The sequence below is a fragment of the Paractinoplanes atraurantiacus genome, assembly GCF_900215205.1.
Lineage (GTDB): Bacteria > Actinomycetota > Actinomycetes > Mycobacteriales > Micromonosporaceae > Actinoplanes > Actinoplanes atraurantiacus.
Genome location: NZ_OBDY01000028.1, coordinates 20542 through 32783 on the forward strand (window position 1 = coordinate 20542; position 12242 = coordinate 32783).

A 12242-nucleotide genomic window follows, 5' to 3' on the forward strand; every position below is an offset into this window, starting at 1 on the left:
GGGGGCGCTGAGGGAGGGAGTGCCGGAGGTGAGGGCGCCGGGGGTGGGGGCGCTGAGGGAGGGAGCGCCGGAGGTAGGGGCGCTGGGCAGAGAAGCGCCGGAGAGGAGGGCTGCCGCGGCGGCGCCGGCTCGGGGGGAGCCCAGCCAGAAGATGCGGTCGGGTGGGGTGGCGCCGGCCAGGCGGTAGGCCTCTCGGACGCCGGACTCGGCGGCGGCTCGGGAAGCGGAGCCGGTCTCCATGGCGGCGGCCAGCCACTGGTCCTCGATGGCGGCGGACATGGCTTCCTGGGCGTGGGTCAGCTGCATCGTCGGCTCCTCAGTCCGCTACCGGGCGGAAGGCGCCGGGGATGTACTCCCGCTGGCGGACCACCCTGTAGTGGCCGGCCGGGAGGGAGATCGGGCCGTGCTCCTCGTGGCTCACCCGGCCGTGAGTGGGCACGTCGATGAACATGCGCTCCGGGTCGTCGAGGTCGGCCAGCAACTCGAGGCCGGGACCGCCCACCACGTGGGCGTGACCGGTGGCCTCGCCGCGGGCCAGAACCATGCGGCCGCGGCGATCTCGGGGCACCGGCGCGCAGGCCGGCACCTCGCCCTCGGCCACCGGAATGATCAGCACATCGCCCTGCCTGTACATCGGGATCCTCCCCGCTCGCCGGCCTCGATGGAGCGAACGCTATCGGGTGGGTACGACACTTTTCGGCGCCGCCGCATCGGCTGCTGAGGGGAGGGCGATGGGCGCCTAGGAAAGGGCCGGCGCGCTTCGCGGCGGGGAATGGGAGGCCGGAAGCGGCGCACTCGGCCTGAGGGGGAGAGCGGCAGGCGAACGCGGCGAACGCGGCGAAGGCAGCGAAAGGCGCGAAGGGGAGCGAAGGCAGCGAAGGCAGCGAAAGGCGCGAAGGGGAGCGAGGGGGAGCGAAGGCGGCGAGGGGCGCGAAGGCGGGGAAGATGGGGAAGGCTGGGGAAGGCGGCTAAGGCGGGGAAGGCCAGGCGGAGGGGATGCGTTCGAGGAGGCCGCCGGCGTACACGTCGCGCAGTTTCAAAGGCTGGAGATGCACGTAGCCGATGTGGCAGTCGCAGAGTGCGTTGGTGCAGGCGCGCGGTCGCAGGCCGGCGCGCCACGAGCCGTCGTAGAGGTTGCCGATCGGGGTCTGGATGAAGTGGCAGCGGCGGACCGTGCCGTCGCCCAGCACCGAGATGGCGTCCTCGCCGGCCCGGCAGGGCAGGCCGAGTGACGCGTGCGGGCGGACGCTGTCGCCGAAGCGCGGATCGAGCGCCGTCCAGCGGGCTTCCTCCGCGGGCGTGTACACGTGTCCCTCGGCGGCGTTGACCCACATGTACACGTGTGCCGGCAGCGCGGACCGCAGCCCGGCCGCCTCTTCGTAATGGGCGGGCAGCCCGACCACGCCCACCGAATAACCCACCCCCAAAGCGTCCAGCTCGCGGCATTTGTCCAGGAAGCGCGCACGCGTCACCTGACCCGGGTGGTACGTGGTCCACAACGCGGCCACCCGGGGATCGGCGGCCGCGAGCCACCCCGTACGAGCGCTGAGGTTGGTCTGGATGGAAACCCGCGCCACGTGCGGCAGATGGGACAGCCGGACGATCGCCTCCCGGTACCACGACCGGGTCAGCCCTTCGCCCCACGGCGTGAACAGCACCGACAGCCGCCGATCGGTGGTGGCCGCGGCCCACTCCACGAACCGGAGAAGGTCGGCCCTGTCCTGGCGCAGCAACGCGGGCGGGTCGACGCGCTTGGCGAACGGGCAGTACGGGCAGTCGTAGTTGCAGCTGGCCAGCGGCCCGCGATAGAGCACATAGAGGTCGTTCATCGCGTTACGTACGCCCCCATCGCCTCGCGGACCGTCCCCGAGACCAGCCACGGCCCGATGGCGTCGGAGTGCGCGAGCCCTTCCGCGGTCAGCCGTGCGCCCGCCAGCCAGCCCCTCTCGGCCAGGACGGAAAGCTGCGGAAAGTCTTGGTCGTACGGGGTGCCGAACCGTCGCCGATACGCAAGAGGATCGACCCCTTCCGCACGCAGCAAGGATTTCAGCAGCCATCGCCGCCGCTGCTCCGCCGCGTCGAGGCGGAAACCGATCTCGGCGAACGCGAAGTCGGACGGCGGCCGGCCCAGGTAGTCGTCGATCACCGCGCGCACCTCGGAGACCGAGACCGCGTAGTCAAACGAGTAGTGCAGGTCCGATGTGTACGATCGCGCGCCGCACCCCAGCCCGACCGTGCCGTCGTCCTGGCAGCAGTAGTCGGGCCCGTCCGGCACCGGCGCCCCCGCGAGCCGGAACTGCCGCATCGAGTGCTGCTCGTAGCCGGCCGCGGTGAGCACCTCGACCGCCTGCCGGTACAGCGCCAGGCGGTCCCGGTCCCAGTCGGCGCGGGCATGCGCGCGCCGCCCGAGCCCGGTGAGCGGACGAACGTACAGCGGATAAAGGTAAAGCTCTTCCGGCCGTCGCCGAATCGCCTCGTCGAGCGAGTGCTGCCACGTCTGCGGCGTCTGCCCGTCGATGCCGTAGATCAGATCGACGTTGAGCACCGGGATGCCGGCCTCGCGGATCACCTCGAGCGCGCGCTCCACCTCGGCCTGCCGCTGCGGGCGCCCGGCCGCCCGCGCCTCCGACTCGAGGAAGCTCTGCACGCCCATGCTGACCCGGGTGGCGCCGTGCGCGGCCAGCACCTTCAGCCGGTCGGCGGTGGCGGTGGCGGGCGACGTCTCGACCGACATCGGGACCGCGGCCGTGCCGAACAAGTCGCCGACGATCTCGAACAGCTCCTCGAGCTCGCCCGCCTCCAGATAGGTCGGGGTCCCGCCGCCGATCGCGATCCGGGAGAAGGACGCGCCGGGGGAGAGGCTGTCTTTGACGGCGGCGGCTTGGTGCCGCAGCTGTTTCAGGTACGCGGTCACCTGCTCGGCCGGCGGGTTGGCCCGCGTGAACAGGTTGCAGAAGCCGCAGCGCATCTCGCAGAACGGCAGATGCACGTAGCCGAAGAGCGAGTCCTGCGGCTCGTCCGCCCACACCTCGGCCAGCGACGGGCGCGGCTCCAGTTTCCGGTATGCCGTCTTGTGCGGGTACGCGTACAGATAGCCCTGGTAGGGCGAGTCGTCGAGGTTCACGAGGCATCCAGAACGAAATCGGCGTACGGCACTGTCCACACAGCCTCGTGCGCGACCCGATGGCCGACGTGGCCGCCCTCGCCGTACAACGTGCCGTGATCGGAGCAGATGATCACCTGGCAGGGCCGCCCACGGCTCGTGACCAGCGCGAACAGACGCCCGAGCAGCCCGTCCACGTATTCCAGAGCGGCCGCGTGCGTCTCCAGCCCGTCCTCGGTCGCGCCCGGCACGTAATGCTTGTTGGGCTGATGCAGCGCGGCGACGTTGATGAAGCTGAACAGCGGCCGCCCGGCGGGCAGACCCTCGATGATCGCGCTCAGCCGGTCGATCTGCGCGCCGAAGCAGCCGGGCTCGGTCACCCCGAAACCCCTTTCCCAGTACGCCTCGGCGAACAGCCCCGGCAGCACGCGCCCCAGCGGGGCGCCCGGGTTGAAGAAGCCCACCCCGCCCAGGCAGACCGTGTGATAGCCGGCCGCGGCCAGCCCCGACGGCAGGTCGGCGGCGTCGAAGACGAACGTGCCGGCCCCGCTGGTCTCGCTGCCGGCGAACCGGGCCGCGAACAGCCGCTCGTGCCGCCCCGGCTCCACCGGCGTCGGCAGGAAACCGGCGAAGAACGCGTGATGGGCCGCATAAGTGAAGCTGGCCGGGGTGTGCCGCCGCTCCCACTCGCCGCCGGGCAGCACCTTGGCCAGCTCGGGCGTGCGCCCCAGGGCCAGGCACTCGGCCGCCACGTCATAGCGCAGCGTGTCGAGGGTGACGAAGAGCAAGTCGTGGCTCCCGATCAGCTCACGCATGCCGCACCCCTGATCGCGGCGATCTGCGCCCCGTACGTGTCGAGACCGTCCACCAGAACCCCCGGCAGCAGATCGCCGAACGCGTTCACCTCGGCCACCGCGTGGTCGCGCCACCCGGCCCGGAACATCAGGTCGACGCCGGCCTGCAAGCTGCCCGGGAAACACTCGGCCACCCGCTCGCACGTCCGCATCGCCGCCGCCCACGCCTGCTCACCGGCCGCCGCCCGCACCGCCGCGACATCGCCGCGGGCGTTGCCCAGATGCAGGTTGGTCATCGGCGACCGGCTGGTCCGCACCACGACATGCCGCGCCCGCCCGGCGATCACGACCACCCGCAGGTCGAGCACCCGGTCGTTCAGCGCGGCCTTGGGGAACCACCGCTCGACGTGCAGCCCGTCCGGCGCCAGGCGGTCGACGATCGACGCGATCACCGGCTCGGCGTCGTACCGCCGTACCCGTAAATTGTTGAAGAGCCGCCCACCGCTCAGCTCGGCCGAGGTGACCGCCGTGACCCGCCGCCCGGCCGTGGCCAGGGCGAGCACGCCGGACGCGGACGAACCGAAGGCCGGCTTGACGAAGACCCGGCCCCAGCCGGCCCGGGCCATCGCCGCCCGCAGCGACGCGTAGTCGTGCACCGGCTCCAGAGCCGGCGGCACCGCAAGGCCCCGCGCCGTCAGCAGGGCATGGCAGCGCGGCTTCTCCGTCATGGTCAGGATGTCGGCCGGGGAGTTGAGCAGTGTGCCGCCACCGGCCTCGACCCGGGCCAGGGCCGCCCGCAGCCCGGCGAAAGCCGCCGCCGCGCCGACGATCTCGCCGTGCTCGGCCGGCACCGCCGGACGGCCGCTGCCCAGCTCGCGCAGCAGCGTGTCGACCTCCGCGTTCTCCCCCGGCGAGTCGACGCGCACGAGCGTGCCCGGACCCGGCACACGCCCGTCACGCAGCACCTCGCGCCAGCCGAAGACCTCCGGCGCGGGCAGACCGGCCCGCTGCGCGGCGGCGGCGAAAAGGGCGACCCGGCGGTTCTCCGGATTGCCGACGACGGCGAGCCTCATTACTCGGCGACCACGGTGTAACGCCCCCACCGGGACTCGTCCTGCCGCTCGGACACGTCGACTGTGACGCCGGGCAGCTCGTCGACCAGGCGCTGCGCCATCTCCTCGGACATGAAGTGGTGATGCAGGTCGAGCGTCGTCAGATGGGTGAGCGGCTGACCGGCCAGCAGCGACTCGGCGCCCGCGTCACCCAGCACACCCAGCGACAGATCGAGCCGGCCGAGCCGGGCCACCACGGGCGCGGCGGCCACGGCGGCCGCGAGCTCCTCGGCGATCTCGGCGTTGCACAGGCTCAGATGGGACAGCGCCGGGAACGCCCGCCCGCTCAGGATCGGCGCGAGATCGTCGGCCCGGGCGTCACCGCCGTAGTTGTCGACGCCCAGCCACAACTCCAGATGAGTGAGCCGGGGGAAGTCGCACGCCCCGACGGCCCGGACGATGGTGGCGGGCAGACCGCCGGACTGGATGACCAGCTCGCGCAGCCCTTCGTGCCGCAGCGGCTGCAGCTCGAGCCCCTGAGCGCCCCGCACCCAGAAGCTCTCCAGCGCCGGGAAAGCCCTCAGAAAAGGCGTGACATCGGACTGGTTGATCCACGAGATCTCACACTGCTCCGAGCTCATCTCGCCCACGAACAGCGCCCGCAGCCCACCGAGCCGCTCCGCGTTGCGGATCAGAAGATCGAAGGGAAAATGAGTGTCGTACGCCGAACCCCACTCACCCACGATCAAAGCGGTCGGCCCCGCCGGCCCGCTGCGCTTCATCATCTGCTCGAACGCGGCCTCGAACTCCTCGGCCGACGCCTCGAAGTCCTCCATGTCGATCCGCCAGGCCACCGCCGCCGGGTCGGCCGGATCCTTGTCGTCCTCGAGCTCCACGACGGGCAGCCCGAAAAAGGTCGTCAGGTGGTGGTGGATGGTCACGGGACTCCTTCGGCCGAGGTGACACTGGCGGGTCAGTGCGGAGAAGGTAGCAATCCCCTACGACACTTTCGGGGCCATGGCCGGCGGATGGTCGGGCCACGGAACCGCGTACGCCGGATCCGTCCCCCGAGTGAGGCGGACGAAGCGCAACAGCTCGCGGACGATGCCGGCGTTGCCCATGGCCCAGCCGGCCTCGGGCGGGAGGTCGCTCGGGGTCACGCGGTGCTCGTGGTTCGACCAGCGGGCGCCCTTCGCGTCGACGGTGGCCCGGGCGATGAGGTCGTCGACCAGGACGTGGGCGAAGTCGAGCGGTGTGCCCTGCTCGACGTGGCGGTCGCAGGCCAGGGCGAGAACGCCGGCGGTGCCGCAGCAGCGGCCGTTGTTGTCCCAGAAGCCCGGTCGTACGCGGTGGGGAAGCCCGGAACGGGTGAGGGTGTGCCAGCAGCGGTCGCCGAGCGCGGTCCAGGCGGCGTCGCCGGTCAGCGCGCCGAGCAGGCGGAAGACCTGGGCGTCGCCGGCCGGGCCGTTGCACCAGCCGTAGCTGTACCGCTCGATCAGCTCGGGCCGGTGCTGCGGGTCGGAATGCGGGACCAGGAAGCCGTCGGGGCCGGCCTCGTTCCGGCTGACCACGTCGGCCGCGCCGGCCAGGGCCGGCGCGAGGAAGTCGTCGCGACCGGCGGCGGCGCCCACGGCGGCCAGCGCGTAGACGATGCCGAGCGTTCCGTGCGCGATGTGATGCGACCGGGGCGGGCTGGGACGGACCGCCCAGTTGACCCCACCGGGCGTCTTGTCGGCGGTGTCGAGATAAGGCTCCACCGCGAGGACGGCCAGCTCCGGATCGCCGGCGTGCAGGGCGCCCAGCGCGATGCCGGCGTTGCCGAACAGCAGCTCGAACATGTCGCCCCAGCGCCGCCCGTCGAACCGCGAGCGCACGATCCGCAAAGCCCGGTCCGCCGCTCGTCCCGCTTCCCCGACGCCGAGCAGCCGATCGACGGAACGCTGGGCCACGGCCGTACCGGTCAGGCCGAAGTACAACGAGCAGTCATCGGTATCGACCAGAGCGGCGGCACGCCGAAGGGCCGCGTCGCCGTACCGGTCGTCCCCGAAGTGCCGCTGCCCCTCCAGCAGCGCGAGCACGACACCCGCCCCGCCGCTGTACAACGAATGGTCGTCCGAGGGCACCGATCCGACCATCCAGTCCAGAGCGTCCGCGGCCAGAGCCTCGGCCGAGTCCACACGCGCCGCCATGCGCCCCATCACATCAGATCTGGCTTTGGAGCTTCGCCTGGGCCGAGATCGTGCCGTTCCCGGCCTTCGACGCCGAGAGCCGCAGGGTCGTCTGCTCAACGAGCGCGAAACGCCCGGATCAGCCGGGCCGTCAAGGCGCTGGACCCGGCCGGCGCCGGTGGATCCGCTGGTCGTCACGCGGATGGCTGGGCAGATGCCGGCACTGTCGCGAGCAGCGGTCGCGGCGCTGACCAGCATGAGCCCCTATCATGCGGCGATGGCGCAGACCGCTGAGGAGTGGCTCGAAGGGCAGGCCGATCGGGCGCTGGCCCGGCAGCGGGCCCAAGTGGACACGGCGAAGCTGCTGGCCACCTTCGCGGCCGGGATCGCGGGGGCTCTGGTGGCCACGGCGCTTCAGGTGGGCGTGCCCGAAGGGCTGGACTGGGCGGCGGCCTGGCTGCTTCTCGTGACCTTTGCCGGGGTTCTCGGGGTCATCGCCGTCGACCGGGTGGCCGAGGCCGATCACGACAAGGTGCTGGGGCTTCAGGTGTTGCGCGGGTGGAGTCAGGAAGACCTGCTCGTCGAGTTGCGCGTGGCGGAGCTCAAGGCCGTCTACAGCAACGACGAGGTGGTGCGGTTGGTTCGGTCGGTTCTCGCCGTCGAGCTTCTGCTGGCCCTGGCGACCGGGATCGTGGCGGCGACCTCGCTGCTGACGTGACCGTATATTGCAGCCATGAGTGACGACGGCGCTCCGGTGCGCATCGTCGGCTGGGGCTGGTTCCGCCTTCCGGGTGAGCGGCGGCGCTTCGAACGGGCCGAGGTCGCCGCGCGACGTGCTCTGGGGGCGGCGCGCACGAAAACGGAACTAGCGCGCATACAAGCGGAAGCGACGCACACGGATGCGCTGACGGGGTTGCCCAACAGGCCGCGGTTCCTGTCCGAGCTGGCCCGCCTGCTCGACGAAGGGCCGCAACGGCTGTGGGTCTTCCTCCTGGATCTGGACGGCTTCAAAGCGGTGAACGAATCCCGCGGTCAGGAGGCCGGCAGCGACCTGCTGGTTCAGGTGGCCGAGCGGCTGCGGGCGGCCCTGCCCGCGACGAGCGGGCTCGCGCGGGTGGCCGGTGATGCCTTCGCCTTCACCTATGCCGGCATGGAGGCCGGGGCGGCGCGGCTGCTCGATCAGGTCGAGGCGCAGTTCGAGCGGCCGTTCGAGGTGGCCGGCGGGGCGCTGGCGGCCAGTGTGAGCGTCGGATATGTCCGGGCGGGTGCGGGCGCCGATGCCGCGTCGCTGCTGCTGGACGCGGAGTCGGCCATGCACCGGTCGAAGGCGCAGGGCGGCGGCGGGGTCGCGATGTTCGAGCCGTCGATGCGGGTCGACGCCGTGCCCGAGCCGTCCCTGTTGAGCGCGCTGGCCGAGGGGAAGCTCGGCGTCACCTATCAGCCTGTGCTGCGGCTGCGCGACGGGCGGCTGCGGGGCGCCGAGGCCGTGGTGCGCTGGGAGCATCCGCTGCGCGGGGTGATGGCCGAGGGCAGGTTCCTGCTGTCCACTGTCGACGCCGAGACGGTCCGGTATGTTGGCGCCTGGCTGCGCCGGGAGGTGTTGCGCCGGCTCGCGGAGTGGCGCGCCGACGGCACGGTGGACGACGAGTTCGCCATGTCGGTGCCGGTGGCCGCGGCCGAGCTGGCCGACCCCGACCTGGTGCCGGGGCTCGTCAACGACTTGGAGCGGTTCGAGGTGCCGCCGGCTGCGGTCGTCCTCGAAGTGCCGGAGGCGCCGGCCGAGGTGCTGGCCCGGCTGTCGGAGCGGGGGATCCGGGTGCTGATCGACGACGACGAACGGAAGCTGCGTTCCGCGGTGGCCGGGTTGACGACCCACCGCCTCGATGACGACGACCATCTGCGCCGGCTGGCCGCGCTGGGACGCGAGCTGGGCAAGCAGTTGCGAGCGACCGGTATCTCGACGCATGAGCAGCGGGATGCGCTGGCCTCGCTCGGATTCGAGGAGGGGCAGGGTCCGCTGTGGGATCGCGCGCTGCCGCCGGGGCGGTTCGCCGCGCGGTGGGGCGGCGGCGAGCGGGCCGCGCTGTGAGGGAGAACGACTGGCGGGATCCGGAATGGGTGGCGGCCGCCCATGAGTGGATCACCCGGCATCTCGACGTCCCGGCGGCCGGGCCGATCGAGGAGGTGCGGGTACGGCCGTGGTCGGTCTCCCATCGGGTGATGACCGCGGCCGGGGCGCGCTGGTTCAAGGCCAACATCACCGGGTGCCGCTACGAGGCGGGGCTGGCCGAGGCTCTCGCCGAGTGGGTGCCGGGGCGGACGCTCGCGCCGATCGCCGTGGACAAGGAGCGAGGGTGGCTTCTCACCGCGGAGGCGGGACGGACCCTGCGGGAGGCCGGTGACGGCGGCGATTATTGGGTGCGGCTTCTTCAGATGTACGCCTCCCTGCAGCGCGACGTCGCCGGGCGGGTGAACCAGATGATCGCGTTGGGAGTGCCCGACCTGCGGGTGGCGCGGCTGCCGGAGCTGGCCGGCGGGGTGCGGGAGTGGTGTGCGGAGCTGGCCGCGGACGGGATTCCGGCCACGCTTCAGCACGACGATCTGCACGACGACAACGTGTTCGCCGGGTTCCGGTTCTTCGACTGGGGGGACGCCAGCGTCGGGCATCCGTTCGGGTCGCTGCTCGTCGCCCTGGGCGTCGCCGGGGACGACCGGGCGGAGCGACTACGGGACGCGTACCTCGAAATCTGGTCGGACCTCGGCACCACGAAGAGCTTGCGCCGCTCCGCCTCGCTCGCCGTGCGCCTGGCTCGCGTTTCCAAGGCGATGGCCTGGCGGCGGGCGGTCGAGGGGGCGGCGCTGCCCGTCGACGAGGACTTCCGGACGGCGGCCGACTGGTGGCTCGAACAGCTGCCCGAGCCGGCTCCCATTTAAGAAAGGTCGTCGAGGGCCTCGACCAGGCGGGTGACGTCCTCGGCGGTGGAGCCCAGGCCGAAGCTGGCGCGGAGCAGGCCGGTGGCGGTGTCGCAGCCTTCGGTGGTGGCGGCGGAGGTCAGGCGGCGGACCAGCGGGTGGGCGCAGAACTGGCCGGCTCGCACGCCGATGCCGTAGTCGCGGCCCAGGCGCTCGGCCACGCCGGACGGGTCGGGCAGGGCGAAGGAGACGATGCCGACGCGGGGAACCTCGCCGCCGAACAGGGACACGCCGTCGAGGCCGGCCAGCAGGCTCTGCTCGTGTTCGAGCAGGGCGGCCCGGTCGGCTCGGAGCAGGGCGTCGCAGACCGCGCCCAGGGCGACCGCGCCGATCAGGTTGGGGGTGCCGCCCTCGTGGCGGGCGGGGCCGGTGGACCAGGTGACGTCGCCGGCGAAGTCGCCGACGGCGGCGCTGGCGCCGCCGCCGTAGAGATAGGGCTGGGCCTCGTCGAGCCAGTCCTGACGGCCCGCGAGAACGCCGGCGCCGAAAGGCGCGTAGAGCTTGTGTCCCGAGAAAGCGATGTAGTCGGCGCCGAGGTCATCGAAGGAAACGGGCACGTGGGGGGCCAACTGCGCGGCGTCGACGACGACCCGGGCGCCGTGGGCGTGTGCGATGTCGGCGAGCCGGCGTACGGGCCAGATCTCTCCCGTCACGTTGCTGGCGCCGGTTATCGCGAGGAGAGCCGGGCCCCGCGAAGAAGCAAGCGCCGAGGTCAGGGCGTCGACAGCGGAGGCGACGGAAGAGGGTGCGGACAGGCGGACCGGCGACGGCCACGGGAGCAGGTTCGCGTGGTGCTCGCCGTCGAAGACGATCGTGGTGGTGCCGGCGGGCAGCGAGCGGGCGAGCAGGTTCAGCGAGTCGGTGGTGTTGCGGGTGAAGATGACCTCGTCGCCGGGGCGACAGCCGAGGAACTCGGCCACGATGTCGCGGGCCCGCTCGTACTCCAGGGTCGACTTCTGCGAGCGACGGCCGGTGCCGCGGTGCACGCTGCCGTAGAGCGGAAGCAGCTTGGTCACGGCGTCGGCGGCGACCCGCACGGCCGGGGCCGAGGCCGCGTAGTCGAGGTGGGCGAACCGGACCGTACGGCCGCCGGGAAGATCGACGGTGAGGTCGGCGCCGATGATGTCGAGTTCGTCGGACATGGATGTGCCTCCGCGTGGGTCGGGGACCCGCCACGGGTCCGCGCTTGCCCGCGTCGTCCTCGACGCGAGCCTGGTCCTCACCCGGGGCACCCCATCGCGAACGCAAGGGTTGCCGGCCAGCAAGCCGGGGCTTGTCGCTGGCACTCATGACCTGCCACGGAGACTAGCACCACCTATCTCCTACCGGGCAAGTAGGCATATGGTCGTTGCATGACGAAGCAGACTTGGGCCGAGTGGCACGCCGCGCACGAGGAGAACCGGGCCGACCGCCACGGTTTCCTCGCCGTGACCAGCCTCAACTTCCTCAACGAGACCCCGCAGCGCTTCACCGACGCACCGGGCGAGTGGAGCACCGGGCCCGGCGGCGTAGTGGTCGACCTCACCGACGGCGAGTCCCTGACCATCGACGGCGCCGAGGTGACCGGCCGTCACGAGTTCGGCGTGCTGCCCGAGCGCGGCGGCGTCACCGCCGGCTACGGCGAGGCCGTCATCGAGGTGGCCAAGCGCGGCGGCTTCGACATCGTTCGACCCCGGCACCCCGACCATTCTTTGCGTACGGAGTACAAGGGCACCCCCACCTACGAGCCCACCGAGAAGTGGGAGCTCGGCGGCCGCTACGTGCCGTTCGACGAGCCCCGGCAGATCACCGTGGGCGCCGCGGTCGAGGGTCTGGAGCACGTGTACGAGTCGCCGGGCCGGGTGGAGTTCGAGGCGCTGGGCACCCCGCTCGCCCTGACCGTGTTCAACGGGCACACGCCGGGCACCTTCTTCGCGCTGTTCACCGACGAGACCTCGGGCGTCACCACGTACGCGGCGAACCGCAGCCTGGCCATCGCCGCCCCCGGACCCGACGGCTCGGTGGTCCTCGACTTCAACAAGGCCACCAACCTGCCGTGCGCCTACACCGAGTTCGCGACCTGCCCGCTGCCGCCGGCCGAGAACAAGCTGCCGGTCGCGGTCGAGGCCGGCGAGAAAACTCCGGTCTAGATTCTTAACCCTTTTCGCCTATA

At 71.9% G+C, this 12242-nt stretch carries 12 protein-coding genes, 1 pseudogene and 1 riboswitch; of the genes and pseudogenes, 4 read left to right on the forward strand and 9 right to left on the reverse strand.

Annotation, left to right across the window (positions count from 1 at the left end):
• The 8 genes and pseudogenes from CRP55_RS54110 to CRP55_RS40440 all read right to left on the reverse strand — a co-directional run.
• A pseudogene (locus tag CRP55_RS54110) lies at positions 1–306 on the reverse strand (hypothetical protein); the annotation flags it as partial.
• A 10-nt stretch (positions 307–316) separates the two neighbouring features.
• Entirely contained in the window at positions 317–634 is a 318-nt protein-coding gene (locus CRP55_RS40410) for a DUF8820 family protein (protein ID WP_097327293.1), read from the reverse strand.
• Between the two features lie 334 nt (positions 635–968).
• On the reverse strand, positions 969–1829 hold the full coding sequence (locus CRP55_RS40415) for an STM4011 family radical SAM protein (protein WP_097327294.1): 861 nt from the start codon (positions 1827–1829) through the stop codon (positions 969–971).
• Positions 1826–3124: an STM4012 family radical SAM protein gene (locus CRP55_RS40420; protein WP_097327295.1), complete on the reverse strand. Its 1299-nt coding sequence runs from the start codon at positions 3122–3124 to the stop codon at positions 1826–1828. Before CRP55_RS40420 ends, CRP55_RS40415 begins: the two co-directional genes overlap by 4 nt.
• A complete protein-coding gene (locus CRP55_RS40425) occupies positions 3121–3918 on the reverse strand; it encodes an STM4013/SEN3800 family hydrolase (protein ID WP_097327296.1) in 798 nt (265 codons plus the stop codon). The genes CRP55_RS40420 and CRP55_RS40425 overlap by 4 nt, the downstream gene beginning before the upstream one ends.
• The gene (locus CRP55_RS40430; RefSeq protein ID WP_097327297.1) at positions 3906–4970 is read right to left on the reverse strand and encodes an STM4014 family protein; all 1065 of its coding nucleotides are present in this window, start codon (positions 4968–4970) and stop codon (positions 3906–3908) included. Before CRP55_RS40430 ends, CRP55_RS40425 begins: the two co-directional genes overlap by 13 nt.
• Positions 4970–5890, reverse strand: a complete 921-nt coding sequence (locus tag CRP55_RS40435) for an STM4015 family protein (RefSeq protein WP_097327298.1) — start codon at positions 5888–5890, stop codon at positions 4970–4972. The genes CRP55_RS40430 and CRP55_RS40435 overlap by 1 nt, the downstream gene beginning before the upstream one ends.
• A gap of 57 nt (positions 5891–5947) precedes the next feature.
• A complete protein-coding gene (locus CRP55_RS40440; RefSeq protein WP_218854835.1) occupies positions 5948–7138 on the reverse strand; it encodes a lanthionine synthetase LanC family protein in 1191 nt (396 codons plus the stop codon).
• Between the two features lie 256 nt (positions 7139–7394).
• Here CRP55_RS40440 and CRP55_RS40445 point away from each other — a divergent pair, with 256 nt between their 5' ends.
• Genes CRP55_RS40445 through CRP55_RS40455 form a run of 3 tightly spaced genes read left to right on the forward strand, consistent with a single transcriptional unit; the run spans position 7395 to position 10051 of the window.
• The gene (locus tag CRP55_RS40445) at positions 7395–7835 is read left to right on the forward strand and encodes a hypothetical protein (protein WP_143235279.1); all 441 of its coding nucleotides are present in this window, start codon (positions 7395–7397) and stop codon (positions 7833–7835) included.
• Between the two features lie 15 nt (positions 7836–7850).
• Positions 7851–9206, forward strand: coding sequence for an EAL domain-containing protein (locus tag CRP55_RS40450; protein WP_097327301.1), 1356 nt, complete (start codon positions 7851–7853; stop codon positions 9204–9206).
• The gene (locus CRP55_RS40455) at positions 9203–10051 is read left to right on the forward strand and encodes an aminoglycoside phosphotransferase family protein (protein WP_097327383.1); all 849 of its coding nucleotides are present in this window, start codon (positions 9203–9205) and stop codon (positions 10049–10051) included. Before CRP55_RS40450 ends, CRP55_RS40455 begins: the two co-directional genes overlap by 4 nt.
• On the opposite strand, the gene CRP55_RS40460 is transcribed toward CRP55_RS40455, so the two are convergent.
• Positions 10048–11232: an aminotransferase class V-fold PLP-dependent enzyme gene (locus tag CRP55_RS40460; RefSeq protein ID WP_097327302.1), complete on the reverse strand. Its 1185-nt coding sequence runs from the start codon at positions 11230–11232 to the stop codon at positions 10048–10050. The two genes, CRP55_RS40455 and CRP55_RS40460, sit on opposite strands and share 4 nt — an antisense overlap.
• A 35-nt stretch (positions 11233–11267) precedes the next feature.
• Positions 11268–11384: riboswitch (SAM riboswitch) on the reverse strand.
• A 58-nt stretch (positions 11385–11442) separates the two neighbouring features.
• On the opposite strand from CRP55_RS40460, the gene CRP55_RS40465 reads away from it, so the two are divergent.
• Entirely contained in the window at positions 11443–12219 is a 777-nt protein-coding gene (locus CRP55_RS40465) for a DUF1684 domain-containing protein (RefSeq protein ID WP_097327303.1), read from the forward strand.
• Positions 12220–12242 lie beyond the last annotated feature (23 nt).